General features: G+C 59.3%; 20 protein-coding genes and 1 tRNA gene. 10 read left to right on the top strand and 11 right to left on the bottom strand.

Features of this window, described 5'->3' with window-relative positions:
- The first annotated feature begins 38 nt into the window (after positions 1-38).
- The 4 genes from selA to ACTJK9_RS05430 all read left to right on the top strand — a co-directional run bounded on the left by selA (position 39) and on the right by ACTJK9_RS05430 (position 6,002).
- The gene (gene selA / locus ACTJK9_RS05445) at positions 39-1,448 is read left to right on the top strand and encodes an L-seryl-tRNA(Sec) selenium transferase (protein WP_440812704.1); all 1,410 of its coding nucleotides are present in this window, start codon (positions 39-41) and stop codon (positions 1,446-1,448) included.
- A complete protein-coding gene (gene selB, locus ACTJK9_RS05440) occupies positions 1,445-3,355 on the top strand; it encodes a selenocysteine-specific translation elongation factor (protein ID WP_440812836.1) in 1,911 nt (636 codons plus the stop codon). The genes selA and selB overlap by 4 nt, the downstream gene beginning before the upstream one ends.
- Positions 3,356-3,361: 6 nt before the next feature.
- A tRNA-Sec gene (locus tag ACTJK9_RS05435) sits at positions 3,362-3,457 on the top strand.
- A 169-nt stretch (positions 3,458-3,626) separates the two neighbouring features.
- Positions 3,627-6,002 (top strand): type I restriction enzyme HsdR N-terminal domain-containing protein, encoded by a 2,376-nt coding sequence (locus ACTJK9_RS05430; protein ID WP_440812701.1) that lies wholly within the window; start codon positions 3,627-3,629, stop codon positions 6,000-6,002.
- 44 nt (positions 6,003-6,046) lie between these two features.
- On the opposite strand, the gene ACTJK9_RS05425 is transcribed toward ACTJK9_RS05430, so the two are convergent.
- Positions 6,047-7,342, bottom strand: coding sequence for an OprD family porin (locus tag ACTJK9_RS05425; RefSeq protein ID WP_440812698.1), 1,296 nt, complete (start codon positions 7,340-7,342; stop codon positions 6,047-6,049).
- Between the two features lie 207 nt (positions 7,343-7,549).
- Here ACTJK9_RS05425 and ACTJK9_RS05420 point away from each other — a divergent pair, with 207 nt between their 5' ends.
- The gene (locus ACTJK9_RS05420; protein ID WP_440812696.1) at positions 7,550-9,745 is read left to right on the top strand and encodes an OsmC domain/YcaO domain-containing protein; all 2,196 of its coding nucleotides are present in this window, start codon (positions 7,550-7,552) and stop codon (positions 9,743-9,745) included.
- Between the two features lie 67 nt (positions 9,746-9,812).
- Here ACTJK9_RS05420 and ACTJK9_RS05415 read toward each other — a convergent pair whose 3' ends face one another.
- Positions 9,813-11,111, bottom strand: coding sequence for a carbohydrate porin (locus tag ACTJK9_RS05415; protein ID WP_440812694.1), 1,299 nt, complete (start codon positions 11,109-11,111; stop codon positions 9,813-9,815).
- An 84-nt stretch (positions 11,112-11,195) separates the two neighbouring features.
- The gene (locus tag ACTJK9_RS05410; protein WP_440812692.1) at positions 11,196-13,601 is read right to left on the bottom strand and encodes a glucose/quinate/shikimate family membrane-bound PQQ-dependent dehydrogenase; all 2,406 of its coding nucleotides are present in this window, start codon (positions 13,599-13,601) and stop codon (positions 11,196-11,198) included.
- A 284-nt stretch (positions 13,602-13,885) separates the two neighbouring features.
- Here ACTJK9_RS05410 and ACTJK9_RS05405 point away from each other — a divergent pair, with 284 nt between their 5' ends.
- Positions 13,886-14,857 carry a LysR substrate-binding domain-containing protein gene (locus ACTJK9_RS05405; protein WP_440812689.1) on the top strand — a complete coding sequence of 324 codons (972 nt, stop codon included), beginning with the start codon at positions 13,886-13,888 and terminating at the stop codon, positions 14,855-14,857.
- A 71-nt stretch (positions 14,858-14,928) separates the two neighbouring features.
- Here the strand turns inward: ACTJK9_RS05405 and ACTJK9_RS05400 are convergent, their stop codons facing one another.
- The 3 genes from ACTJK9_RS05400 to ACTJK9_RS05390 form a co-directional block, all read right to left on the bottom strand.
- The gene (locus ACTJK9_RS05400; protein ID WP_440812833.1) at positions 14,929-16,080 is read right to left on the bottom strand and encodes an L-dopachrome tautomerase-related protein; all 1,152 of its coding nucleotides are present in this window, start codon (positions 16,078-16,080) and stop codon (positions 14,929-14,931) included.
- Positions 16,081-16,292: 212 nt separating this feature from the next.
- Positions 16,293-17,057, bottom strand: a complete 765-nt coding sequence (locus ACTJK9_RS05395; protein WP_440812687.1) for an SDR family oxidoreductase — start codon at positions 17,055-17,057, stop codon at positions 16,293-16,295.
- A 23-nt stretch (positions 17,058-17,080) separates the two neighbouring features.
- Entirely contained in the window at positions 17,081-17,878 is a 798-nt protein-coding gene (locus tag ACTJK9_RS05390; protein ID WP_064381600.1) for an SDR family NAD(P)-dependent oxidoreductase, read from the bottom strand.
- A gap of 105 nt (positions 17,879-17,983) precedes the next feature.
- Here ACTJK9_RS05390 and ACTJK9_RS05385 point away from each other — a divergent pair, with 105 nt between their 5' ends.
- Positions 17,984-18,955, top strand: a complete 972-nt coding sequence (locus ACTJK9_RS05385) for a GlxA family transcriptional regulator (RefSeq protein ID WP_440812685.1) — start codon at positions 17,984-17,986, stop codon at positions 18,953-18,955.
- Between the two features lie 27 nt (positions 18,956-18,982).
- Here ACTJK9_RS05385 and ACTJK9_RS05380 read toward each other — a convergent pair whose 3' ends face one another.
- From ACTJK9_RS05380 to ACTJK9_RS05365, 4 genes are all read right to left on the bottom strand, one after another.
- Positions 18,983-20,005, bottom strand: a complete 1,023-nt coding sequence (locus ACTJK9_RS05380; protein ID WP_011334131.1) for a transketolase family protein — start codon at positions 20,003-20,005, stop codon at positions 18,983-18,985.
- Positions 20,002-20,850: a transketolase gene (locus tag ACTJK9_RS05375; RefSeq protein WP_011334132.1), complete on the bottom strand. Its 849-nt coding sequence runs from the start codon at positions 20,848-20,850 to the stop codon at positions 20,002-20,004. The genes ACTJK9_RS05380 and ACTJK9_RS05375 overlap by 4 nt, the downstream gene beginning before the upstream one ends.
- An 18-nt stretch (positions 20,851-20,868) precedes the next feature.
- Positions 20,869-22,167 carry an MFS transporter gene (locus ACTJK9_RS05370; protein ID WP_064596576.1) on the bottom strand — a complete coding sequence of 433 codons (1,299 nt, stop codon included), beginning with the start codon at positions 22,165-22,167 and terminating at the stop codon, positions 20,869-20,871.
- A gap of 97 nt (positions 22,168-22,264) precedes the next feature.
- Positions 22,265-23,014, bottom strand: a complete 750-nt coding sequence (locus tag ACTJK9_RS05365; protein ID WP_064381592.1) for an SDR family NAD(P)-dependent oxidoreductase — start codon at positions 23,012-23,014, stop codon at positions 22,265-22,267.
- A gap of 197 nt (positions 23,015-23,211) precedes the next feature.
- On the opposite strand from ACTJK9_RS05365, the gene ACTJK9_RS05360 reads away from it, so the two are divergent.
- Positions 23,212-24,126 carry a LysR substrate-binding domain-containing protein gene (locus ACTJK9_RS05360; RefSeq protein WP_011334135.1) on the top strand — a complete coding sequence of 305 codons (915 nt, stop codon included), beginning with the start codon at positions 23,212-23,214 and terminating at the stop codon, positions 24,124-24,126.
- Here the strand turns inward: ACTJK9_RS05360 and ACTJK9_RS05355 are convergent.
- Positions 24,120-24,920, bottom strand: a complete 801-nt coding sequence (locus tag ACTJK9_RS05355) for a DUF1206 domain-containing protein (protein ID WP_440812681.1) — start codon at positions 24,918-24,920, stop codon at positions 24,120-24,122. The genes ACTJK9_RS05360 and ACTJK9_RS05355 overlap by 7 nt on opposite strands.
- A gap of 282 nt (positions 24,921-25,202) precedes the next feature.
- Here ACTJK9_RS05355 and ACTJK9_RS05350 point away from each other — a divergent pair, with 282 nt between their 5' ends.
- On the top strand, positions 25,203-25,433 hold the full coding sequence (locus ACTJK9_RS05350) for a hypothetical protein (protein ID WP_011334137.1): 231 nt from the start codon (positions 25,203-25,205) through the stop codon (positions 25,431-25,433).
- Positions 25,434-25,526: 93 nt separating this feature from the next.
- Positions 25,527-26,378: a LysR family transcriptional regulator gene (locus ACTJK9_RS05345; protein ID WP_440812678.1), complete on the top strand. Its 852-nt coding sequence runs from the start codon at positions 25,527-25,529 to the stop codon at positions 26,376-26,378.
- Positions 26,379-26,384 lie beyond the last annotated feature (6 nt).

The following is a 26,384-nucleotide window of genomic DNA, read 5'->3' as shown; positions in this document are numbered from 1 at the left end:
CTACACTCAGGCGCATCGGCTTTTTTCCGGAGTGCCTGATGTCCGTCAGTGTCTGTGCCTTGCGTTTGCCTTCCCTCGACAGCCTGTTACGCCATCCCGCGTGCCAGCCATTGGCCGAGCGTTACGGGCGCGAGGCCCTGGTGACGGGGTTTCGCCAGTTACTGGATGACTTGCGCGAAGCCGTGGTGGCGGGGCAACTGACCGCCGTAGAAATCAGCCCTGAAGCGCTGGCCGGAAGGGTTTCTGAACGCCTGGCCCTGAAGCAGCGCAGCCAGGTGCGCCGGGTGTTCAACCTGACTGGCACCGTGCTGCACACCAACCTCGGGCGCGCTTTGTTGCCCGAAGAAGCCATTGAAGCGGTGCAACTCGCGGCGCGCTATCCGTTGAATCTGGAATTCGATCTGGCCAGCGGCAAGCGCGGTGACCGCGACGACCTGATCGAAGGCCTGATCCGCGAACTGACTGGCGCCGAAGCCGTGACCGTGGTCAACAACAATGCCGCCGCCGTGCTGCTGGCCCTCAACAGCCTCGGCGCGCGCAAGGAAGGCATCATTTCCCGTGGCGAGTTGATCGAGATCGGCGGCGCGTTCCGCATCCCCGACATCATGAGCCGCGCCGGCGTGCGCCTGCACGAGGTCGGCACCACCAATCGCACCCATGCCCGCGATTACGAAGCGGCGATCGGCCCACGCAGCGGCCTGATCATGCGCGTGCACGCGAGCAATTACAGCATCGAAGGCTTCACTGCCCGGGTGCCAACCTCCGAACTGGCCGTGTTGGCCCATCGGCATGACCTGCCGCTGCTGGAAGATCTTGGCAGCGGCAGTCTGCTGGACCTGACCCGCTGGGGGTTGCCGGCGGAACCGACGGTGCGTCAAGCGTTGCTTGATGGCGCCGACATCGTCACCTTCAGCGGCGACAAACTGCTCGGCGGGCCGCAGGCGGGGGTGATCGTCGGGCGCAAGGACTTGATCGCGAAGATCAAGAAGAACCCGCTGAAACGCGCGTTGCGGGTCGACAAACTGACCCTGGCCGCACTCGAAGCAGTACTCGGGCTCTATCGCGACCCGGATCGGCTGGCCGAGCGCTTGCCGAGCCTGCGCCTGCTGACCCGCCCGCAAGCCGAGATTCTGGCCCAGGCCGCACGCTTGCAACCGGCCTTGTCCCAACTGCTGGGCGAGGGCTGGACCGTCACGGCGCAACCCGCTTTGGGCATGATCGGCAGCGGCAGCCAACCGGTGGCGCGCCTGCCAAGCGCGGCGCTGTGCCTGCGCCCGCAGGTATCGAAACGCCTGCGCGGACGTTACCTGCTGAATCTGGAAGCCGCGTTGCGCGCCTTGCCGATCCCGGTGCTCGGGCGCATCGATGACGACGCGTTGTGGCTGGATCTGCGGCAACTCGACGATGAACCGGCGTGGCAGGCACAACTCGGGCAGTTGCAAACGTGATCGTCGGCACGGCGGGGCACATCGACCACGGCAAGACGTCACTGCTCCAGGCACTGACCGGGCAATCCGGCGACCGCCGCCCGCAGGAACGCGAGCGCGGGTTGACCATCGACCTCGGTTATCTGTACGCCGAACTGGTGCCCGGCACCGGGCTCACCGGTTTCATCGACGTGCCTGGTCACGAGAAATTCACCCACAACATGCTCGCCGGCGCGCAGGGCATCGATCTGGTGTTGCTGGTGGTGGCGGCGGATGACGGCGTGATGCCGCAGACCCGCGAGCATCTGGCGATTGTCGAGCTGCTGGGCATTCCACGGGCGCTGGTGGCGATCACTAAGTGTGATCGGGTTGAGGCGGGCCGGGTGGAAGAGGTTCGCCGACAGGTTGAAAGCCTGCTGACGCCCGGGCCCTATGCCGAAGCACCGTTACTGACGGTTTCCAGCGTGACGGGCGAGGGCGTCGACGCGCTACGCGAGGCGTTGCTAGGAATAGCAGGCGAGGAGCGCAGTCATAAAGGCGGTTTTCGCCTGGCCATCGACCGGGCGTTCAGTGTCGCCGGCGCCGGTATTGTGGTGACGGGGACGGCGCTTTCGGGCTCGGTCGTCGTGGGTGACAAGCTCAGCCTCGGCCCGGCGGGCAAAACCGTGCGGGTCAGGGGCCTGCACGCGCAGAATCAGGCCGCCGAACAAGCCTTCGCCGGCCAGCGCGTGGCCCTGAATATCAGCGCGGATCGCCTGGAACTCGGGCAGATCCATCGCGGCCAATGGTTGCTCGCCGAATGGCTGCACGCACCGACCCAGCGGCTGGACATCGAATTCCGGCTGTTACCGAGCGAGCGGGTTTTCGAGCACTTCCAGCCAGTGCACCTGCATCTGGGCACGCAAGATGTGATCGCCCGAGTCGCCTTGCTGGAGGGACCGAGTCTGGCACCTGGCGAGCGCATGTTTGCGCAACTGCTGACGAACGTCCCGGTGCACGGCGTCCACGGTGATCCCTTGATCCTGCGTGACGCCAGCGCCCAGCGAACGCTCGGTGGCGGGCGCGTGCTCGATCCCTTCGCCCCGGCCCGCCAACGGCGCAGTCCGGAACGGCTGGCGCAACTGCGTGTGCTGGCGATCAGCTCCGAGCTGGAACAGGCCTTGCCGACGTTGCTGGAATACAGCGCAAGCGGCCTCGATCCGCAGCGCCTGGAGCGTCAGTTCAATCGCCCGCGTGACGGCTGGACGCTGCCGGACAACATCCGCCTGATCGAAACCCGCCAAGGCCCGGTGCTGTTCAATGCGCAGCGCTGGGGCATGCTCAAGTTCAGGCTGCTGGAGCAACTGGCGCGCTTTCATGCGCTGGAGCCCGATCAGATGGGCCCGGACCGCGACCGTCTGCGGCGTTTCAGCAATTTGAGCCTTGAGCGCGCGACCTTCATCAGCCTGCTGGAAGAGTTGCTCGGCGCCGGCTCACTGGTCGCCAGCGGCCCGTGGCTGCATTTGCCCGACCATCAGGTGCGCCTGAGCGCCGACGACGAAACCCTGTGGCAGGCGTTGCAGCCGTTGTTTGAACAGGCCGGCTTCGATCCACCGTGGGTACGCGACGTGGCGAAGGTTGTCGGTCAGGACGACGCGGCCGTCCGTTTGTTGCTGCGCAAACTGGCGCGTCTTGGCGTAATGCACCAAGTGGTGCGCGACCTGTTTGTCACCGACATCACGCTGCGGCAAATGGTGGCGGTGCTGCTGCGCCTGGCCGAAGAAAGTCCGCAGATCGAAGTCACGGCCTTCCGCGATGCGCTAGGCTTGGGACGCAAGCGCAGTATTCAGATCCTTGAATACTTCGATCGGCTGGGCCTGACCCGGCGCGTCGGCGAAGGCCGGCAAATCCGCTCCGACAGTGCGCTGGCCAACCCCGGCGCGGACTGAGTTCAAGGAAGGCAATCGCGCCCGGTGGCGCGGCCGGGCTTCAAACCCGGTTGGGGACGGCATCCGTTCCCGGGCAGGTTCGACTCCGGCTGCCTTCCGCCATTTTTATTGAATGCATCGAGCAAATGCACCTATGCCATTGAAATCGAATAACATCTTGTAGACGGCTTCAGGTGCAAAAATTAACCTGCACCTAAGCTTTTCTAAAAATCCAAATTTATTAAAATCTCGATTTAATAGATAAGATATATGACAAGGAAGCGCCGCGGCGATGGGTATCAAGACAGTGACTCGCACACCAACAGAAACGGACCTCGAAGCACAGATACACGCCGTGATCAAACGTATTTTCTTTAATCTGCCTAGTAATTCAATTCGCCACCAAGTCAGGTTTAAATTTAATTTTGGACACAGGACAATTGAAATCGATGGGGCTCAGCCTTTTTCCGCTCAAGCCATCGCCGATGTAATTATTTTTTGGAAAGATAAGCCTTTAGCGGTGCTGGAACTAAAGCGCCCTGGAGTCAAGCTTACAACTGAGGATGGTAGTCAAGGCCTATCATATGCGCGCGCACTCTTTCCGGCTGCACCTCTTGTCGTAATTACAAACGGTGAAGAGAATGTTTTTCTCGAAACGCAAACAGGAGAGTATTGGCAAACACTGGAGGTCACTGAAAAGTCATTGAAAGCACTGATGGATAGTGCATTTCGTGCCGCCCGTTCAGATATGAAATTTGCTATCGAAACACTGATGGGTACAAATCCAAACTTCTGGATGCAGGCCATCAGAAAAACCACTGAGTTTACTTTGGAAGAGTTGACTGGGGATCTGTCAGAGCTAAATCAACCGTTCGTTCGAAACTTTTTAATCAAGCGCGCAGCAACGGTACGACTGCTTGAGAAACTTAATAATGGAGAACGCCTTGTATTTTTGGAGGGGGCTTCCCTTTCTGGAAAAAGCAGTGTTTTGCGCGAGTTGTGCATATTGACTTCCAACAGCGATCAACGCTCAACACTTTATATACACAATGACGGCCACTCCAGCATTTATCAGACCATGGCTGATACGCTCGAAGACTCCCTGAACTGGACTTTGACACTTGATGAGGCACGATCGTGGCTAAAAAGGCTATCCAAAACGGACGGACCAGAGTTAGTTCTTGTCATTGACGGATTGAGTAACGAATCAAAGGGGATCCAGAAAGAAATAAAAGAGCTGTCCAGCAGTATGTTTGGCCCTCGATTGAAAATAATCATCGCGTTAGATATATCTGTTGCGACTAGGCTTTCCACAGACAAAGGACGAGGCAAAACAACTATAGGAGGCAGAGCATCCATAATAAAACTTTCAAGCCTTGATAATGAAGAGTTTGCAAGCGCTCAATGCCTGCTTGAAGAGAAAAAAATGTTTTTTATGAAAGGAGCTAAATTTAGCAGTGAGTACCGGCAGCCTTGGATTATAAGGTCCGTTTGTGCATCCGCAATGCATAATGCTAGGAAGTCCTTCACTGAGATTCATATCCCTCCGTTATCTGGCATGGGTTTAATCACGTTTGCACGAGAACGGTTTCCCGACATTCAAGTTCGTGAATACTTTAACGCATTGGCAGTTGCAATTATTGAAGAAGCAAAAGACAAGAGCCTTCATCGTACATTAGCGGACGAATTAAATCTGACACCTATCATTCGAAAGAAGACACTTCGACGAAATATAGACACCTCAGCAGAGAGCTATCTGATTGATAATGGTTATCTTACCGAAGTAATTCACCACATCACAGATGAGCATGTTTTCTACGTGCGCCAACCTGCACTGTTAGCAAGTGAAATATCAAGGGTGTTGGAACACAATATAATCCCTTTCTTTACCACTCAGACTAAGAATGCGATTAATTGGATGGTCGGCGTAGTGGAGCACCTACCCTTAGGTGGGATAACTGTTGCTCACGCACTGTGGCAGGTCGGCTGCAAAAACAAGGAACTTCTGACAGACGCGGTAGGTAAGCTTATATTAATACAACCTAAAACTTACACTCCAAGCAAAGGAAAAGAGTTCACGGTATTCAATGAAGATGGACTACCAACTACGCTGCGCATGTTAGAAAAAGACGTTTTTGAAGTATTGGCAAAGGGGCAGCCGCCAAAAATTGTAAGAGGCAAAATTGAACTCATGGGTATGACTGGTGACTTTGCACCCTGGGAAATACTTTCGCACTTGGCAGAGTTACAAATAAATACAGGCATGAATGAGTCGCTGAACAGTGCTGAAGGAATCTTGCTAAAAATTGGTACATATTCCAATCCAATTTATCCTGCAAGCAAGGAATCCAAAGCAATAAAGATTCAACAAGCCGCGCCGAATGAATCAGTTATTTGCCATGAGTCCGGCATTGTTGAACAAATAACACTGTCCATACTGACCTACCTTAAATCTGACACTGCTCGCGCGCGTGTATTCTTGGATAAAATTCTGAATATAAATTCGATCCCCTTGCTATGCCGAACACACATCGCACTGCTTGAGCTTACTAACTCACCTGACCTAACACTGTCTGAATGGTCTCAAGAGATGCTGAATAATTTACTTCTTCCAGTTTTGCAAATTAAAGCTCCCACACTTTTTTCAAGTCAACCCTCGACTCCCTAAATAGGGTCTTCATGGCCTTAACAGTACCGTAGAGAACTTTTCTGTTAAAAACCCAGTGGGTACTGGATCACCACGTAGATCCGGTCAATGTCGTCGCCCGCCTGAGCGCTGTTGGCCCGGTGCGAAACGTGGGACAGCTGCAGCGACAGATCCTTGGCTGCGCCGGACTGGACGATGTAACGCAGATCGATGTCGCGTTCCCAGTGTTTGCCGCCGTCCCCTTGCTGAGGCTGATATCCACCGGAATCCGCGTCGAACGGGTTATAGGCGCCGCCCTTGGGCGCGTGGGTGCCGTCGATGTGGCTGCCGGAAACGTAGCGGGTCATGAAATTCAGCCCCGGAATGCCGAAGGCGCCGAGATCGAGGTCGTAACGTGCTTGCCAGGAGCGTTCGTGGGCGCCGTTGAAGTCGGCGTATTTGATCGAGTTGGCCAGGTAGATCGAGTCGCCACCAACGAAATCGAAGGGTGTGTCGCCATTGATGCGTTGCCAACCGAGCATGACCGCGTGGGCGCCAACGGTGTATTTGCCCGAGAGGCTGAACGCGGTGTTGTCGATGTCGCCGGCTAATGCCTGCCCGGTGTCGCGGGTGTGGTAGACGTTGGCGTCGAGCAACAGACCGGACTGCTTGAAATGCAGGTTGGCGTAGTACTGGCGCCAGGTGTCGCTCAGATCGGACGCATACAGCGCGCCGCCCACCGGGCTGTCGCTGAACAGGTCGGTGCCGACAAAACTGATGCTTTCGCCTTGGGTGCTGGCGCCATAGCCCTGAAAGTCGCCTTTGCCGGAAGAACTGTCCTGGTTCTTGAATGCCGTGAAGCGCCCGGCGACAAGGCGCGCGTTATCGATCTCGTGGCTGTCGAGCAGCAACCCCGTGGCGTATTCCGGTTGCAGGCGTTTGTCCGAGGTGTCGAACACCGGCGTTTCCACGGTCATTTCACCGAAGGCGAGGGTGGTTTTCGAAGTCTTCAACTTCAGCGCACCACCGGCGCTGGAGTATTCGCTTTCGCTACGGCCATCACTGTCCACCGGCAAAAGTCCGGTGCCGGAATGCCCCTTGCCGCCATCGAGTTTCAGCCCATAAAAGGCGTGGGCATCGAGACCAACCCCGACGGTTCCCTCAGTGAAACCGGATGCGAAAGTGCCGATAAACCCTTGAGCCCATTCCTGTTTGTAGTTTTTTCCGGCAGGCGAGGGCGAGCGGTAATCGTTGCTCAAGTAGAAATTGCGACTGAGCACTTCGGTCTTGGCGTCGTCGAGAAATCCGCTGGCGCACGCGGTGTCGGCGAGCCCGCCAATCATTAAGGCGAGCGCGAGGCGCGGCTTGGATAAAACCATCATGTGTCAGCAACCAGGATTGGCGGAAGGTGACGCCATGGTCACGCGGATCGGCTGCCGGCGATTGAGCGCATGTGCTGAGTTGAATGTGTGAACAAGCGTCATGTTCCGCCGGCCGGCTCAGGATTGATTGCTCAAAGCACAAGACTTCACGCTCAAAAGCCGGATAATGGCGGCCAATTTGTTTAGCTCGCTATTCTGGTAACCCGCATGGAAATCAAGGTCAATTTTCTCGACAACCTCCGACTCGAAGCCAAGTTCGATGACTTCACGGTGGTGGCCGACCAACCGATCCGTTACAAGGGCGATGGCTCTGCACCGGGTCCGTTCGACTATTTCCTGGCGTCGTCGGCCTTGTGCGCGGCTTACTTCGTAAAGTTGTACTGCAGCACCCGCAACATCCCGACCGAAAACATTCGTCTGTCGCAGAACAACATCGTCGATCCGGAAAACCGCTACAACCAGATCTTCAAGATCCAGGTCGAGCTGCCGTCGGACATTTCCGAAAAGGATCGCCAGGGCATCCTGCGCTCGATCGACCGTTGCACGGTGAAGAAGGTGGTGCAGGCCGGGCCGGAGTTCGTGATCGAGGAAGTCGAGAACCTCGACGCGGATGCCCAGGCCCTGCTGATGCCGGCGTCCACCTCAGGCGCGGGCACCTGCATTGCCGGCAAGGACCTGCCGCTGGAACAGACCATCGCCAACATGTCGGGGATTCTGGCCGACCTGGGCATGAAGATCGAAATCGCTTCGTGGCGCAACATCGTGCCCAACGTCTGGTCGCTGCACATCCGCGATGCGCAGTCGCCGATGTGCTTCACCAATGGCAAGGGCGCGACCAAAGAAGGCGCGCTGGCCTCGGCGCTGGGCGAGTTCATCGAGCGGCTCAACTGCAACTTCTTCTACAACGATCAGTTCTGGGGCGAAGACATCGCCAATGCCGAGTTCGTGCATTACCCGGACGAGCGCTGGTTCAAGCCCGGCGCCAAGGATGAGTTGCCTGCGGAAATCCTCGATGAATATTGCCTGGGCATCTACAACCGCGACGGCGAACTGCGCGGCTCGCACCTGTACGACACCAACTCTGGCAACACCCAGCGCGGCATCTGCTCGTTGCCGTTCGTGCGTCAGTCGGACAACGAAGTGGTGTACTTCCCCTCCAACCTGATCGAAAACCTGTTTCTCAGCAACGGCATGAGCGCCGGCAACACCCTGGCTGAAGCGCAGGTGCAGTGCCTGTCGGAAATTTTCGAACGGGCGGTCAAGCGCGAAATCCTTGAGGGCGAAATGGCCCTGCCGGATGTACCGCAAGAGGTGCTGGCGAAATACCCGGGCATCCTCGCCGGCATCCAGGCGCTGGAAGAGCAGGGCTTCCCGGTGCTGGTCAAGGACGCGTCGCTGGGCGGTGAATTCCCGGTGATGTGCGTGACGCTGATGAACCCGCGCACCGGCGGCGTATTCGCCTCGTTCGGCGCGCACCCGAGCTTTGAAGTGGCGCTGGAGCGCAGCCTCACCGAGTTGCTGCAGGGCCGCAGCTTCGAAGGTCTCAACGATCTGCCACAGCCGACCTTCTCGGGCCAGGCCGTGACTGAGCCGAACAACTTTGTGGAGCACTTCATCGATTCCAGCGGCGTAGTGTCGTGGCGTTTCTTCAGCGCCAAGGCCGACTTCGAATTCGTCGAGTGGGACTTCTCCGGCAACGGCGAAAACTCCAACGCCGAAGAGGCCGCAACGCTGTTCGGTATCCTCGAAGACATGGGCAAGGAAGTCTACATGGCGGTCTACGAGCACATCGGCGCCAAGGCTTGCCGTATTCTGGTGCCGGATTATTCGGAGATCTATCCGGTAGAAGACCTGATCTGGGACAACACCAACAAAGCGCTGCAATTCCGGGCCGACATCCTCAACCTGCACAACCTCAGCAAAGTCGGCCTGCGCAACCTCGCCAAAGGTCTGGAACACAGCGAGCTGGACGATTACACCGACATCACCACGCTGATCGGCATTGAGTTCGACGACAACACGCCATGGGGCAAGTTGACCATTCTCGAACTGCGCCTGCTGATCTACCTCGCCTTGCAGAAGTACGAGCAGGCCAAGGATTTGGTCGAAGCCTTCCTGCAATACAACGACAACACCGTCGAGCGCGGCTTGTTCTATCAAGCGGTCAACGTCGTGCTGGAAATGGAGCTGGATGAGGATCTGCAGCTGGAAGACTACGAAGCCAACTTCCGCCGCATGTTCGGCGACGAGCGCATGGATGCGGCGATCGGCTCGGTCAACGGCACTGTGCGCTTCTACGGCCTGACGCCGACCAGCATGAAGCTGGAAGGGCTGGATCGGCATCTGCGCCTGATCGAGAGCTACAAGAAACTGCACGCAGCGCGGGCCAACTTCGCGGGTTGATTCGGTTGGCGGCACGCACAAAAAAAGCACCTTCGAGTGCTTTTTTTGTGGTCGGCAAATGATGGTGTCAGAGCGCGGCTTTCACCTGCAATCCAAACACCAACGCATTGTCGATGTCCTGGCCGGAAAACGCGCCCGGCTCAATGATGTATTGCACATTCGGGCGCAGCGTCAGCCAAGGCGTGGCCTGGTAGCCATAGCCGAGTTCGATCAATTGTTCGGCGCTGTCCAGATTGGGGAACGCGGCGCCATTGGCCATGGCGGTGTCCTGCAGCACATCGCGGCTGCGCGGGTTCGGCACTGCTCGGCCGTAACCGAGCGCCACGGTGTCACGCGGGCGGCCTTCGAAAGGCTTGTACAGAACCAGACCGGTGCCGTACCACTTGCTGAACGGCGAAGCTGCCTCGCTGGCCGCCGAGTATTGGCCGAAGGCGTGCAGGCTGCGGCCTTCGGAGGTCTCCGAGGCCCAGACGGCCTGGTCGATCAGGACGTAATGACCGCCGCGTCCGGACACTTCCTTGTCACTGCCGATGCGTTTGACGTCGGAGCTGTCGTAGTAATACCCGAGCTTGTACTCGCCGGGCAGTTTGCCGGCCTGCTTGTAGACCAGTTCGATCGGCACCACGGTGCCGGTGGTGTGTTTCGGGCCCAGGTGCCAGGCACGGCTGGAATTGCCGTTGCTTTCCGGATCGACATTGAACGCGGCTACGCGCAGTTGCCAGGCCGGGGAGAGGTCATATTTCACCCGCACACCCAGGTGGGCGTTGGGGTAGTTGGTCCAGCCACTGCCACCGGACATGTTCAGCGGATGGCCGCAGAAACCGGCGTTCATGAAGTTGCAGAGAATGCCGCTGTCCAGCCCACCGAGGTCGTTGCCCATGGCCATGTAGCCGAGTTTGACGTTCAGTGCCGGGGTAAACAGGCTGCGCTCGTAGCTCAGTTCGGTGAGGCGGGTGTAAAGACCACCGTAGTTTTCCTGGATCGGCAGACGGTTGCCGACAAGATCTTCAGAAGCACTGTTGCCGCGACGGTCGTTGATGGTCAGCTGAATCTTGCCCGCGTTGTCCACGCCGTACAGTTTGCTCAGGTCGAACTGTGCGCCGAGCTTGATGTTCTGCGAGTAACGCGCCGAGCGATGCAGGCCGCCGTCGGCGTTGTAGGCGGTTTCGCCGGTGTAATCACCGGTGAACTTGATGCCGTCTTCGTCGAGCTGGTGACGCAGGCCGCCCCAGTCGCCGGTCAGGGTGCTGCGGGTAAATACGTTCGAATCGGTATCGGCAAGGGCGGGCAGGGCAGCGCCGCAGGTGAGACCGAACAGCATGCCGGTGAAAACCCCGGCGTGAGAAAAGCGAACAGCCAATGACATTGCGCAAATCCAGAGCGAAGGACATGAAACAACGCGGCACCCGAAGGTGCCGCGCACAAGTGAAACGGAGGCGAACGCGACGGTTTACGGCAGGGCGTAAGCCATTACGTAGTCACCGCGATCAGTCGACTGGCGAGCGCCACCGGCGGTGATGACCACGTATTGCTTGCCGGTTTTCGGCGACACATAGGTCATCGGGCCACCCTGGCTGCCGACCGGCAGACGCGCTTTCCAGATTTCTTCACCATTGGCGCTGTTGAAGGCGCGCAGGTAGAAGTCCTGGGTGCCGGCGATGAAGATCAGGCCGCCCTGGGTCGACAGCGTGCCGCCGAGGGTTGGCAGACCGATCTTGATCGGCAGGTGCATGCGGATGCCCAGGGGACCGGTGTCTTCAACGGTGCCGACCGGCACTTGCCAGGCGACTTTCTGGGTTTTCATGTCGATGGCGGTCAGCGTCCCGAACGGCGGGGCCTGGCACGGAATGCCGGCAACCGACAGGAAGCGGTTTTTGTTCACGGCGTAAGGCGTGCCCTTGAGCGGCACGGCACCCATGCCGGTGTTCAGCGCTTCGCCACCGGAAGAGGCCTGAGCCTTGTTCTGCGACGGAATCATCTGAATCCACAGGCCCAGACGCATGTCGTTGACGAAGATGAAACCGTGCACCGGGTCAGTAGAAATGCTGCCCCAGTTCATGCCGCCCAGCGAACCCGGGAAACTCAGGGATTTGTCAGTGCCCGGCGCGGTGTACAAGCCGTCGTAACGCATCGACTTGAAATCGATCCGACACAGCAGTTGGTCGTACGGGGTGGCGCCCCACATGTCCGATTCAGTCAAGTGCTGGGCACCGATCTGCGGCATGCCCACCGATTTCGGCTGGGTCGGCGAGTACGGCTCGTTGGGGATGTTGGCAGCCTTGACCGGCACTTCTTTAACGTCGGTCAACGGTTTGCCAGTGGCGCGGTCGAGCACGTAAATCTGCCCGGCCTTGGTGCCGATCACCACCGCCGGTACGGTTTTACCGTCCTTGGTGAAGTCGATCAGGCTTGGCTGCATCGGCAGGTCGAAGTCCCAGAGGTCGTTGTGGACGGTCTGGAATACCCACTTTTCTTCGCCGCTGTTGGCGTCCAGCGCCAGGACGGAGGCACCGTAGGTGTGATCGAGTTTGCTGCGCTCGACCCCATAGATGTCAGTGGAAGAACTGCCCATCGGCAGGAATACGGTGTTGGTCGCCGGGTCATAGGACATCGGCGCCCAGCTGTTCGGCGTGCTGCGCACATAGGTGCTGCCGTCCGCGGGTGCCTTGCGATCGGTTGGATTGCCCGGGTCGAACGCCCAGCGCATGGCACCGGTCATGACGTCGAAACCACGGATCACGCCGCCCGGCATGTCGGTCTGCACGTTGTCAGCCACACGACCGCCAACCACCACGGTGGTGCCGGCCATCAGCGGCGCGGAGGACAGTTGATAGTAGCTGTCCGGCACATCACCCAGACCGGCCTTCAGATCCACCTGGCCGTTGTTGCCGAAGCCTCGACAGAACTCGCCGGTGTCGGCATCGACCGCGATCAGGCGGGCGTCGATGGTGTTGGTCAGCAAGCGACGTGTGCAGTTGGCGACCGGAGCGGTCGGGGTTTCAGTCACTGGCGAGCTGGCCGGTTTGGCGACGGCGGTGCTGGCGTCGAAATACGCCATGCCACGGCAACGCTGCCAGACTTTGGACTGAGCGTTGATCGCGTTTTTCCAGAGTTCTTTACCGGTGTCGGCATCCAGTGCGATCAGGTTGTTGTGCGGGGTGCAGATGAAGACTTTATTGCCGATCTGCAGCGGAGTCAGCTGGTCTTCGGCACCGTTGCCATCGCTCTCGGCGATGTCGCCGGTGTGGTAGGTCCACGCGACTTTCAGCTTGTCGACGTTGCTGCGATTGATCTGGTCAAGCGCGGCGAAGCGGCTGCCGCCTTCGGTATTACCGTAGTGCGCCCAGTCTTTCTGCGCCTTTTCCGGCTCGACCGGCGTCAGGCCCGGACCGGTGCCGGTAGGGGCGACGGTCGGGTGCGCAACGAACATGTTGCCGGCAGCCACGGCCAGTCCAACGGCCAGAACAGCCGCAACGCCGTAAGCACCGCGACCCGCAACGTCACCATTGGCGCGTTTGAGCAGCGGATAGACCAGCGCGACCACCAGACCCACCGCGCTGAACATGAACAGGCGCGAGAACACTGGCCAGAACACCAGCCCTGCGTCGATCACGGCCCAGATGGCGGTCCCAACCAGAAACGCCGCGAACAGCCAGGCCCCGGCAGGCTTGCGCCGCGCGATCAGCAGACCGGAAACGGCCATTACCAGACCACCCACCAGGAAGTACCAGGAGCCTCCCAGGCTGACCAATTTCACACCGCCAGCAGCCAGTGCCAGGCCGAGCAGGGCGATGATCACCCCGAGCCCGACCAGAATGAATGTTGATATGCCCGAGAGGCGTTGACTCTGCTTCACGTTGAATGTCCCGTTGAAATGAGGCGTGCATTATATAGTTAGGTAACTACCTAGTTAAATCACTAAATCAGCATGAAGTGTAGTTTGCTGCTCAGCGCAGCGTCGGATCGGGGGACGGTTTGCGCCTGTCAGGCTGCAAGCGATATTGAAATGCGGTTGAAAGTCGTTTTTCTGTCAGGGGAAGTGGGATTTGTGACAGATATGGCTCGCGCAGTGATTACGTCGGTGCCTGGGCTGATTAGACTAATGGCTAACAGCGCCGGCGTCTGAGCGGCGGCTGGGCAATGATCATTTTTCCCATTACGCTGAAAAACTTCGTCCGCACCCTACAGAATTTCGTGATCGTGAAGAAAATAGTCCGCGTAGATGACCTTCAGGTATTCGTCACCACGGCTGCGGCCGGCAGTTTCTCCGCCGCCGCCCGATTGCTGGACATTTCTCCAGCCTTGGCCAGCGGAGCGGTTCAGCGTCTTGAAGGCAGTCTTGGAGCACGGTTGTTCGTTCGCTCGACCCGGCGCTTGAGATTATCGGACGATGGCGAACGCTATCTTTCCCATGCCCGGCAGGCACTCGAAGCGCTCGAAAATGGCGAGATCGCACTGAGTGAAGGTCGCGATGAAATCGCTGGCACGATTCGCTTGTCCATACCATCGGATATCGGCCGAAACGTGCTGTTGCGATGGCTCGACGAGTTTCAGCAGCTGCATCCGAAGGTGCTGTTGCAGTTACGGGTCAGCGATCAGGTTGCCGACCTGGTCGGCGAACAACTGGATGCCAGTATCCGTTATGGGTTGCTGGCCGATTCCAGCCTCGTCTCTCTGGCCCTGGCGCCGTCGAACAGAAGAACGGTCTGCGCCTCGCCGGACTATCTGGCCCGCCACGGCCGGCCAGCAACACCTGAAGAATTGGGCAACCATAACTGCCTTCGATTTGTGATGGGGGAGCAGACCTACGAACGCTGGAGCTTTCATTCGGCGGACGGTGTCAGGACCGTTCAGGTGACGGGCGACCGGGTCAGTGATGATGCCGATATCGTCCGGCGCTGGGCGGTTGCCGGTTTCGGAATCGTCTACAGGTCGAAAATCGATGTGCTGGATGACTTGCGCAGCGGTCGACTGGTGGAGCTTTTCCCGGCAGACGTCGGACAGCCGGCACCGCTCCAACTCGTGTGCCCCCATCGCACCTCGCTCACACCTGCCGTACAGGCCTTGAGGGCTTTCCTGGCGCAACGATTCGAACGTTACGTAGCTCAATGAGAACCTGACGAGGCTGCAGTGCCGCGTCAGGTTCAGGCTTTTGAGCCACACCTCATTGTTCTGACGTTTCTTTAGTACGTCGCTGCAGGCCTGGCGCCGATCTTGACGCGCATCAGGCTGTACGGTTTGACACGTTTGTCCTGACCGTCATTAAAACCTGCCGAGCGATGAAGCTGGTTGGCGGTGAAATACAGATAGCCGTCCGGGCCGATCGACAACGTATCGGGCCAAAGCACTCGTGAGTCTTCGACCAGCGTTTGCCAGCGACCGTCCGGCAGGCGTTTGCGAATCGCGTTGTGCTCGTAGTCACCGGCGTACACGGCACCGTCGGCATCGGCTTCAAGACCGTCGGAAGCACCTTTTTCACCGAGGTCGACGACGGCTTTTTCCAGTTCGGCATCGCTCACCCCCGGATCACGCAGCAGGGCAGTCGGCACGGCGTACAGATGCCTGCTCGATAACGGGCAGAAGTAAAGCGTCTTGCCGTCACTGGACAGGGCAATACCGTCAGACGCCACCGTCAACAGGCCGGTTTTGCCTTGAGCGTCGCGCGTCACCAGTGCGGGCTTGCCTTCAACCTTCGGGATAAAGGACGGGTCGGCCGAGGTGGATTGGGCGCCAGTCAGTTTGCGGCTTGCCTGGCCACTCGCCAGATCGACCACGATGATGCCGCCAGGACCACTGACCGAAGAGTCGGTAATGTAGGCGGTCCCTTCCTTGCCTGTACGGAAGTCAAAGCGCACGTCATTGACATAGGTGGTCGGCAGGATGACGTCGTCAGGGAACACAATCGTTTTTGTGATCTTGTCGGAGGCCAGGTCGATCGCCACCAGCTTGGCTCCGCCCGCCTGAGGTGCGGAAAACTTCGGTGCTGCCGTGTCGAGCACCCAGACGCGGCCTTTGCCGTCGGCAACCACACTTTGCACGCTGATGAATCCCTTGGCCGGGTTCTGCGGATCCGCGACATTGGTTTTCAGATCAGGGTAGGGCACAAGCTGACCGTTGAAAATTTCCGCAACGGTGTAGGGCACGTCATCGCCCCAGCGGGGGAAGTTCACGAAGATACGGCCGGTTTCGGTCACCGTCACGCCTGTCGGCATGGCCCCGTTGAACGCGTAAACACGTTCGATGCCGGCGCCTTTGCCCGTATCACTTTGCGCTACGGCCAGGCCGCTTACGGATACCGCAAGGGCCAGGCCTGCGATTTTAAATAATCTGTTCATGTTCAAGTCCTTGAGCGCCAGTGATATGAGGAGCCTTCAAGCACGAGTCGCGATAAATCAGTGAGCGCGAGAAGGCAGTGACAGGCTATGCACGAAGACCTTCTTCAGACAGAAGCAGATCGCAGGAAGACTTTCCGCATTTTGCGGAAAATACAAAACTGCCAGCCTTCCATCAGGGAGGGCTGGCAGCGTTGACGACAGATGGCTTCAACTCAGGCGACCGGAATCGGGTTCTCCTCCAGTGCCTGATTGAACTGATTGATCAGAGCGTGCTCATTAATGCCTTGGTTGGCTCGCAACGGGACGACCCGATCCACCAACACTTCCGTGGTCGCCGTTTCGAGTTTTTCCAGGGTTTCCCGAATGAATTCGTCGAGCGGCATGGCGCGTTCATCGCCGCTTTTGTGAATCAGGTCGGTGTCGACCCATGGCGGCGCGATCTCCAGCACTTTTACGCGGGTGTCGCGCAGGGTGAAGCGTTGCGACAGCGAGTAGGAGTGAATGGCCGCCTTCGTCGCCGAGTACAACGCTGTCGCAGCCAGTGGCAGATAGGCCAGCACGGAGCTGTTGTTGATGATGAAGGCTTCGGGTTGACGCTTGAGGTGTTCGACGAATGCGGCGCTGACACGCACCGGGCCGAGCAGGTTGGTTTGCAAAAGACTCACCGCCTGTTCGTCGTCGTAATCACCCGAGGCTGGATTATCGAACGGCATGATCCCGGCGTTATTGATGATCACGTTCAGCGAGGGGTGGCGGCGTATGACTTCCTGGGCGACGTCCTTGATTTGCTGCGGGTCATTGATGTCCAGCTGGACCGTGTCGATACCGGGATTGGCCTGGGCGATCTCATCCAGCAGGGCCTGGCGACGGCCCGCGATGATGACCTGATTGCCGCGCTGGTGAAATACCTCGGCCAAAGCGCGGCCAATGCCGGAGGTGCCGCCGGTGATGAAGATCGTGTTAGCGCTGAGTTTCATGATTCATATCCTTTTGATAGCGATCAGTTGGCGTTGTAGCGCGGCGCGAGCCGGTTGCTCGAAAGCTCGGAGAACAAGGCCTGGCGGCTGGCTTCGTAACGCTCGTAACCTTGCAGGTCGTGCATCGAGGGGATGGAGATCAGTACGCCGTTGTCGAAATCCTGCAGAGCGCCGGCGACCAGGTCCTGGGCCGACATCACGATGCCCGGATCCAGATGCTCGACAGGCAATCCACCGATTTGCCAGAAGTCCGTCGCGGTTGCGCCGGGCAGGACAGCCTGGATCCGGATGCCTTTATCCGAGAGTTCCTTATGCAGGGACTGGGTGAACGCGGTGACGTAGGCCTTACTGCCGCCGTACACGCCGTTGAGCAGCTCCGGCGCCAGGCTGACGATCGAGGAAATATTGATCACGGCGCCTTGTTCACGGGCGACAAAACCTGGAATCGCGGCGTAGGTCAGGCGGGTGAGGGCGGTGACGTTCAGCGTGATCATCTCGGCCATCCGCTCGACATCACTCTCCAGCAGGCCGGTATGGGTGCCGATGCCGGCGTTGTTGACCAGCAAAGTGATGCTGGCGTCCTCACGCAACTTGCGTTCTACCTTGGCGAGGTCCTCGGGGCGGCCAAGATCGGCCTGCAACACTTCGATGTTCTGCCGGGTTTCGCTGGTCAGGCGGCTGGCCAGTGCGTTCAGACGTTCGCGGTTGCGCGCCACCAGCACCAGGTCGTAACCCCGGCGGGCAAGGTGTTCGGCGTAAATCGAGCCGATGCCGGTGGACGCGCCGGTGATGAGCGCAGTGCCTTTGTATTGTTGCGTCATGATCAAGCTCCGTGGGTTGTGTGTGGAGCCATGATGAAGGAGGGGACTGATGTCTTAAACGACGTATATGGTAGTGTTTAAGGACATTCAAAAAGGAGTTCAGTCATGCATCGCGTCGGCTATCTGATTACCGAGGGTTTTCAGGTGATGTCCCTGGCAACCCAGGCTGTATTCGAGTTCGCCAACATCGTTGCGGGGGAAGAGCTCTACAAGGTCCAGAACTTCTCGATCGGCGGTGGGACCGTGCGTTCTTCGTTGGGCATGTACATCGACACGCTCCCTCTGGGCACCCCGGGATTGGCCGACACGTGGATGATTACCGGTACGCTGACCCCGTTGAATCCACCAGATGAAGAAGTGCTGGCCAGTGTGCGCGCCTTCGTCGATGGAGCCCGACGCACAGCAGGTCTGTGCACCGGCTCGTTCGTTCTGGCGCAGGCTGGGGTTCTGGACGATCGGAGGGCGACCACCCACTGGGCCTATGCGAACAAGCTCCGTGAGCTGCATCCAAGAATCGAGGTAGAGGAAGACCGCATCTTCATCGTCGACGGTCCCGTCTGGACGTCGGCAGGCATGACAGCCGCGCTGGACATGGCGCTGGGCATGGTGGAAAAGGATCTGGGCACCGACATGGCCAGGTCGGTGGCGCACAAACTGGTCATGCATCAACGGCGTTCGGGTGGGCAATCCCAGCATTCGGAACTGCTTACGCTTGCTCCAAAGTCGGACCGTATTCAAAGCGCGCTGGAGTATGCGCGCACGCACCTGGACCGCCCGCTCAGCGTGGAGGAACTTGCCGACGTCGTGCACTTGAGTCCCAGACAATTCACCCGGGTATTTACTGCCGAGACAGGCCAGTCACCGGCCAAGGCTGTTGAAAGCCTGCGTCTGGAGGCCGCTCGCGTGATGATCGAGCAAAGTCGTCACAGCCTGGATCGCGTGGCGAAGGAAACGGGGTTTCGAGACCGTCGCCACATGCGCGAAGTGTTCATGCGAGGGTTTGGCGTTCCGCCGCAGGCGGTTCGACGAGATGCCAGGCGGATCGGCCAGGGGGAATACACCTCATCGGGGCGCTAATCCGTAAGCGCCCCGATCAGCCAGCAGTCAAAGCCAGGACTTGATTTGCGCGCAGACGGCGTCGGTGGAAATGCCATAGCGATCATGCAGTGTCGGCAATGCACCGGCGTCGAGGAAGGCGTCGGGCAATGCGATCTGCCTGAATGTCGGCGTCACTCCGTTGCGCAGCAGTACCCCGGCAACCGCTTCACCCAGCCCGCCAATAATCGAGCTGTTTTCTGCGGTAACCACCAGCCGGCCAGACTTGCGGGCCTCGGCGAGAATGGTCTGTTCATCCAGCGGTTTGATCGTCGGCACATGCAGCACGGCGACATCGACGCCATCGGTCTGCAGCGCCTTGGCAGCCTCCAATGCGCGCATGGTCATCAATCCGGTCGAGATGATCAGGACATCGTTACCGGTGCGCAGGGTCTTGGCCTTGCCGATCTCGAATTGATACCCGTATTCATCCAGCACCAGCGGCACGTTGCCGCGCAGCAGCCGCATGTAGACCGGCCCCTGATGCGCGGCAATGGCGGGCACGGCCTGTTCGATTTCCAGGGCGTCACAAGGGTCGACGATCATCAGGTTGGGCATCGCCCGGAAGATCGCCAGGTCATCGGTGGCCTGGTGGCTGGGGCCGTAGCCGGTGGTGAGGCCGGGTAATCCGCAAACGATTTTGACGTTGAGGTTTTCCTCGGCAATGGCCATGCAGATGAAGTCATAGGCGCGACGCGAGGCGAACACCGCATACGTGGTGGCGAACGGCACGAAGCCTTCGCGGGCCATGCCTGCGGCCGCACTCATGAGCAACTGTTCGGCCATGCCCATCTGATAGAAACGATCCGGGTGGGCCTTGGCGAAAATGTGCAGGTCGGTGTACTTGGACAGGTCAGCGGAGAGGCCGACGATGTCCGGACGCTGATCCGCCAGTGCAGCCAATGCATGGCCAAAAGGTGCTGAGCGGGTGGCTTGGCCTTCAGAGGCAATCGAGGCAATCATCGCCGAGGTGGTCAGGCGCTTCTTGATCGGTTCGCCAGTCGAGGTCGGTGTGTTGGCGGCGTTGCTCATTGGTTTTTTCCTTCTTCAAGCGTGGTCAGTGCCAGATCCCATTCGTGTTCGTCCACACGGATGAAATGGGTCTTTTCGCGGTTTTCGAGGAAGGGCACACCTTTGCCCATGGTGGTGTCGCAGATGATCACCCGTGGCTGAGTGCCGGGGTGGTGGCGGGCGGCATCGAAGGCTTCGACCAGTGCGTCCAGGTCGTTGCCGTCGACGCGCTGGGTGAACCAGCCAAACGCTTTCCAGCGATCCACGATGGGTTCGAACGACAGGATCTCGCTGGAATGGCCGTCTGCTTGCTGGTTGTTGACATCGACGATGGCGATCAGGTTGTCGAGCTTCCAGTGCGAGGCCGACATTACGGCTTCCCAGGTCGAGCCTTCGTTCAGCTCGCCGTCCGACAGCAGGTTGTAGACGAACGATGTCGAGCCCTTGCGCTTGAGACCCAGGCAGGCCCCGACCGCGATGCCCAGCCCCTGACCCAGCGAGCCACCGGTGATTTCCATGCCCGGCGTGTAGGCGGCCATGCCCGACATCGGCAATCGGCTGTCATCCGAGCCGTAGGTTTCAAGCTCATCGAGCGGAATGATCTCGGCTTCGATCAGCGCCGCGTACAGCGCAATCGCATAGTGACCGATCGACAGATAGAAACGATCACGCGGCTCCCACGCCGGGTCTTCGGGGCGATAGCTCAGCGCATGGAAGTAGGCGACCGCGAGCAGGTCCGCCGCACCGAGGGCCTGGCCGACGTAGCCCTGGCCTTGCACCTGCCCCATGCGCAAGGCATGGCGGCGAATGTTGTGGGCGCGCTCGGCCAGCGTCTGGGGTGTTGTGAATGAAAGGTTGGCAGTCATGGTGAATTCTCCTGTGAATCAACGATTGACCAAGGCAGCGGGAATGCGCAGGACCAGCGAGGCGCCGATCAGCAGCACGCCGGTGATCAGATACATGCCGATAGCGCTGGAGCCTGTGAGTGTGGTTATCCAGCCAATCAGGTAGGGCGAGCAGAAACCGGCAAGGTTGGCGAAGCTGTTGACGGCGGCAATGCCTGCCGCGGCGGAGACACCACCAAGCAGCGTGGTGGGGAGCATCCAGAACAGCGAGGTCGCGGACAGGATGCCGGAAGCCGCCAGGCACAGACTGAGAATGGACAGCATCACATTGCCTCCCATCAGCGCCGCGAGGGTCAGGCCGATGGCCCCGGCGATCATCGGCACGATCAGGTGCCAGCGGCGTTCGCGATGTTTGTCGCCACTGCGTCCGACCAGCAACATGGCGGCGATGGCACAGAGGTAAGGCAGGCTGGTCAGCAAGCCGATCTTCATCGGATCGGAGACCCCGGCATTACGCACAAGGGTCGGCAGCCAGAAGGTGATTGCGTACTGCCCCATCACCACACAGAAATAGATCCCCGCGAGCAGCCAGAGGCGACGGTCACGAATGAATTCGCCCACGGACGCATGCGTCACTTTCTGCTGGTCGTCCTCCGCCAGCTCACGAGCGATCAGGGCTTTTTCGTCGTCGTTGAGCCAACTGGCCTGATGCACGCCATCCTTGAGGTAGCTGAGCACCAGCAGTCCGACAACCACCGTAGGCACAGCCTCCAGCACAAACATCCATTGCCAGCCGGCCCAGCCGTGCATACCGGCGAAGTGGTTCATGATCCAGCCGGAGAGCGGACCGCCGACCATGCCCGACAACGGGATGGCGATGAACCACAACACCGTCATGCGCGCACGCCGGTAGGACGGAAACCAGTAGGTGAGGTACAGCAGCAGACCCGGCGCCAGGCCGGCTTCGGCAATGCCCAGCAGAAAGCGCAGGGCGTAGAACTGCCAGGCGGTTTCGACGAAGGCGAAGAGGGCGGAAACAATGCCCCAGGTGATCATGATGCGCGCGATCCAGACTCGCGCGCCGACCTTGTGCAGGATGATGTTGCTGGGCACTTCGCAGAGAAAGTAGCCGATGAAGAACATGCCCGCGCCCAGCCCGTAGACTGTTTCGCTGAGCGCCAGATCGTTCATCATTTGCAGTTTGGCAAAGCCAACGTTGACGCGATCGAGGTAGGCGCACAGGTAGCACAGCATCAGGAACGGCATCAGGCGCCAGGCGGTTTTACGGTAGGCGTTGGAACGCACCGCCGAAACGGCTTCGAGCGACAGGGTAGTCATGATGGTCTGATCTCTTGTTTTTATTGACCGCCGGGCAAGTCTGCCCGGCCGTATCATCGATCCAGAACCGCACGGGCCGCGAGGCCCGCCACGTGTGTCAGTGAATCAGCATGCCGCCGTTCACATCCAGGGTGATGCCGGTCAGATAGGAAGACAGGTCGCTGGCCAGGAACAGCGCCGCATTGGCCACATCCTGGGCCTCGCCCAGGCGACCCAGCGGAATGCCGTCGATGATCGCGTGGCGGCGCTCGTCCTGCATCAGGCCGCCAGTAATGTCGGTGTGAATCAGGCCGGGAGCGATGGAGTTGACGCGCACGTTGTCCGGCCCCAGTTCACGCGCCATGGCCTTGGCCAGGCCCAGCACACCGGCCTTGGCGGCGCTGTAATGAGGCCCGCCAAAAATGCCGCCGCCACGCTGTGCGGAAACCGAAGACATGCACACAATGCTGCCGCTGGCTTGCTGGCGCATGAGCGGAATCACCGCCTGGGACATCAGCAACGTACCGCGCAGGCTCACGTCCAGCACCTTGTCGTAATCACCGGGGCGGATATCGAGGGTCTTGAGGGGTTGGGTGATGCCGGCATTGTTGACCAGTATGTCGATCCGGCCAAAGTGTTCGATGACGGTGGCGACAGCCTGCTGCACCTGGGACTCGTCGGCGACGTTGGCAGCCAGGCCGAGATGACCCTCGCCCAAAGAGGCAGCGGCATCGCGGGCAGCGGATGCGTCCAGATCCAGAATCACCACCCGGGCGCCATGTTGAGCGAAGGTCGTAGCTGTCGCGCGGCCGATACCACGTGCGGAGGCAGCACCTGTGATGATCGCGACTTTGCCTTGAAGAAGCATGGGAGAAACCTCTGATTGTTGTTATTGAGTCGGTCCGTACAGAACCGATGACTCAGCTTGTCTCCCGCAACGACCCTGAGCAATAACGCAAACTTCACTGGATGCTGAAAAAAATTCAGCACTCGCCAACATGCGGTTGCGGTGTTTGAATAGCCGAACGCCCGGCCTCAGCCACTTGCAGCGGAATAACCCTCATCATGAGTTCATCCGGCGAAGCACCGCCAATCCTGCCACCCCTGAAAGCCATTCAGGCCTTTGAGCAAACTGCGCGCTTTGGCAACGTCGCGCGTGCGGCCGAAGTGTTGGACCTGACGCCCTCGGCAGTCAGCCACCAACTGGCCAAACTCGAGGCGATGATCGGGCGGCAGCTGTTCCTCAGAACGGCCAGAGGGGTGACGTTGACGCCCGTGGGCGAGCAATACCTGTCCGAGATTTCCGGCATCCTGCACAGCCTGGCGGTGGCAACAGAGCGTGCGACCAGTGATGTCAGCCTCGACTGTCTGAGATTGCATTCATCACCCAGCTTCGGCCTGTTGTGGCTGATGCCGCGCCTGGAACAGTTTCGCGAGAGCCATCCCGACATTCAGCTCAATCTCTCATGCTCTTATGAATCGCTGCACTTCAGTCGGGACAAGATCGACGTGGACATCCGCCACGGCATGCCGAACTGGCCAAGTTTCGAAGTGCGTACGCTGCGCAACGAAAAAATCGCAGTTCTCGCATCACCCAAGCTTCTGGAAAAACGCCCCATCCGCGCCGTCGCCGACTTGCTGGACTGCAACCTGATCCTGTCGGAAGCGACGCTGATCAAGTGGCCGCAATTGTTTGCTCAACACGGGCTGTCGCGCCCTGAAAGCCCCTATACCTTGAGCTTTGACCGCTCCTACATGACCCTCGAAGCCGCCAGCCACGGGCTTGGATTTGCATTGGAAAGCACGCTGCTGGCGCAGGACTACCTGGCGCGCGGCGAGTTGGTCGAAGTCATTCCCGGGTTGAGCGCCCCGATCACCGCACACCACCTGGTTTTCCCGAAGGCGCATGCGGGGTTTCCACGGGTGAGGCGTTTTCTGGAATGGATGCAGCGTGAGTTGGGGCATGACTTCAGTTACTGAAGCACATCCATATTGATCTTGCGCCAACACGCTTCCGAGAAACTGTAAACCGAGAACGCAATCAGCCCGAGGGCCATTACCATCAAAAGAAGCCATCCAGCGGGCAGATTCTGCAGCGCGTCCAGCGCTTCCTTCATGCCAGGCGGGTCCATGGCTTGATAAGCGGAACCGCTGACGGCCAGCAGCAAAGCAATTTCCATAAACACGACGCCGCGAGCGATCAGACCGAAGCGAGATACCGGACGGACATAGCGCATGACCTCTTCGTCGGCCTCAAAATACTTCTCGAACGAGGCCTTCCAGCCCTTGATGATGTGCGCAACGCCAACCCCCAGCGGAATAAGCGCAATCAGGTACAACAACAGATTCGAGTGTTCCCACGACAAAAGATGCGCCAGCCAGTCTTTGGTCTGCTCAGCGGAATGGCTCGAACGGCGGCTACCGCTCACAAGCAGGCCCAACGCAAAAAACGCCAGAGCACCGTTGACCAGACCTCCTGCAAACAGGCCTGCACGAATCACCAGACCTTTGAGCTGCGTGCCGTGATGATCGACATCGCGTATCGCTTGCAGGACACGCCAGGCGGCAAACGCAAGCAGACCCGCCACCACAAGGCCCACCAGAAAATAGCCGAACGGCTGGCTCAGCAAGGCCTCCAGGCTCTTGTGACTGTCTTTGGGTTTTGTCGAATCCTGGGCTGCCAATAGCGCGAATATGCCGATGATCAAATAAAGCACTCCGCGAGCGGCGTATCCGCCCCGAGCGAGTATGACGAGACTGCGTTGCGCGGACATTGGATAGATTTCCGAGGTGTATTAAGAGAGCAGACCCTTGTTGCTGAAAGGGGTTCTGTTACAAATCGGAGTCCGGACATTTACCCGGAGTGCAATGGATGAAGGGGACGAGCTGACGTTGCCAGCCGGACGATCCTGACCCATCATTCAGATTCATATTGATGCCGTGGTGAAAATGGACAAGCAACTGGCTGGTTACTCGATTGTATTGACCATCATCTGGGTTTCAGCGGTTATCGCGGTCATGTACTGGATGTCTAATTGAACGTATTGGGTGGCGATGTGGAAGGCGTGGTGTTGGGCGACAAGATTCAGCGAGAAGCGGATCGACTGCTGGCGCAGATTGTCCGGGCAGACTCGATGATCATTGCTGTCAAGGCAGGGGCGCGGGCGGATGGTTTCGTGCTGGGACTGGAAACCGGCGGGGCCTTGCGTGCCGGCGATGCCGAGAGGCTGTACATCATTTTCGAAGCCGCGCTGGTGGAGCGTTTGAAGTCATTGTCGCGAGGCTGATCAGATCGGCTGATTGAATCGATATTCATGAACAGCCATCTACTTGAACTATAAGCTGACCACTCAATGTTCATTTTTGTACGGGGCGAGGGCATGGACTGGAGTGACATGCGGATCTTCCTGGCGATTGCCCGCAACGGCTCGCTGGGCGGAGCCGCCAGGGAGTTGGGGGTCAGTCATCCGACGGTCGGACGGCGCTTGCAGATGCTTGAACAAACCAGTGGGCAAGCCTTTTTCCTGCGGACCGCCCAGGGGCTGGTGCTCACGGACAGTGGCGAGAGGATTCTCGGTCTGGCGCAGGACATGGAACACAGCGCCTTGGCCATCGAGCGGCGTCTGGCGGGGCATGGTGATCAGCCTGAAGGCCTGTTGCGGATATCCTCAGCCGACTGGTTCGCCTGTCATGTTTTGTCGCCGGTTCTCAGCGAACTGGTGCACCGCTACCCGTTGATCGTTCCCGAAGTCATCGCCGGGCATAGACTGTTCGATCTTGCCCGCCGGGATGCCGACATCGCTTTCCGGATCGTGCCTTTCACCGAACCCGACATAGTGCACCGCAAGCTGACAACTCTGTCGTACGGCCTATACGCGGCTTTGCATGCCCCGGCGCCGCAGCCGGACGGCGAGGGGCTTGGCCTGATCCTGATGAACATCGCCCAGGCCCATTACCCGGACGTGCAATGGCTGCAGCAACGCTATCCGCTGGCCCGCACCGTGTTCACCAGCAGCAGCCGTACGGTTCAGGCACAGATGTGCGCGAAGGGGCTGGGTGTTGCGGTGTTGCCCCGCGTCCTCGGCGACTCCGTGCCGGGACTGCGACTGCTGGATGAGCACGAGCCACCGCCAGGGCGCGATATCTGGATGGGGTATCACCAGGACATGCGCCAGATGGACCGGCTGCGCGCGCTGGCCGACCTCGCCTCCAACATGATCGGTGCGGGGTAGCGCGCC

Source organism: Pseudomonas sp. 22082 (assembly GCF_052046055.1).
GTDB classification, from domain to species: Bacteria; Pseudomonadota; Gammaproteobacteria; order Pseudomonadales; family Pseudomonadaceae; genus Aquipseudomonas; species Aquipseudomonas pharyngis.
The sequence above is the reverse complement of the archived record's forward strand: the minus strand, read 5'-3'. Positions and strand labels throughout refer to the sequence as shown.

Coding starts and splice junctions, on each gene's coding strand:
- selA (WP_440812704.1), top strand. CDS start 39: ATGTCCGTCAGTGTCTGTGCCTTGCGTTTGCCTTCCCTCGACAGCCTG.
- ACTJK9_RS05430 (WP_440812701.1), top strand. CDS start 3,627: ATGGGTATCAAGACAGTGACTCGCACACCAACAGAAACGGACCTCGAA.
- ACTJK9_RS05425 (WP_440812698.1), bottom strand. CDS start 7,342: ATGATGGTTTTATCCAAGCCGCGCCTCGCGCTCGCCTTAATGATTGGC.
- ACTJK9_RS05420 (WP_440812696.1), top strand. CDS start 7,550: ATGGAAATCAAGGTCAATTTTCTCGACAACCTCCGACTCGAAGCCAAG.
- ACTJK9_RS05415 (WP_440812694.1), bottom strand. CDS start 11,111: ATGTCATTGGCTGTTCGCTTTTCTCACGCCGGGGTTTTCACCGGCATG.
- ACTJK9_RS05405 (WP_440812689.1), top strand. CDS start 13,886: ATGATCATTTTTCCCATTACGCTGAAAAACTTCGTCCGCACCCTACAG.
- ACTJK9_RS05400 (WP_440812833.1), bottom strand. CDS start 16,080: ATGAACAGATTATTTAAAATCGCAGGCCTGGCCCTTGCGGTATCCGTA.
- ACTJK9_RS05395 (WP_440812687.1), bottom strand. CDS start 17,057: ATGAAACTCAGCGCTAACACGATCTTCATCACCGGCGGCACCTCCGGC.
- ACTJK9_RS05390 (WP_064381600.1), bottom strand. CDS start 17,878: ATGACGCAACAATACAAAGGCACTGCGCTCATCACCGGCGCGTCCACC.
- ACTJK9_RS05385 (WP_440812685.1), top strand. CDS start 17,984: ATGCATCGCGTCGGCTATCTGATTACCGAGGGTTTTCAGGTGATGTCC.
- ACTJK9_RS05380 (WP_011334131.1), bottom strand. CDS start 20,005: ATGAGCAACGCCGCCAACACACCGACCTCGACTGGCGAACCGATCAAG.
- ACTJK9_RS05375 (WP_011334132.1), bottom strand. CDS start 20,850: ATGACTGCCAACCTTTCATTCACAACACCCCAGACGCTGGCCGAGCGC.
- ACTJK9_RS05370 (WP_064596576.1), bottom strand. CDS start 22,167: ATGACTACCCTGTCGCTCGAAGCCGTTTCGGCGGTGCGTTCCAACGCC.
- ACTJK9_RS05365 (WP_064381592.1), bottom strand. CDS start 23,014: ATGCTTCTTCAAGGCAAAGTCGCGATCATCACAGGTGCTGCCTCCGCA.
- ACTJK9_RS05360 (WP_011334135.1), top strand. CDS start 23,212: ATGAGTTCATCCGGCGAAGCACCGCCAATCCTGCCACCCCTGAAAGCC.
- ACTJK9_RS05355 (WP_440812681.1), bottom strand. CDS start 24,920: ATGTCCGCGCAACGCAGTCTCGTCATACTCGCTCGGGGCGGATACGCC.
- ACTJK9_RS05345 (WP_440812678.1), top strand. CDS start 25,527: ATGGACTGGAGTGACATGCGGATCTTCCTGGCGATTGCCCGCAACGGC.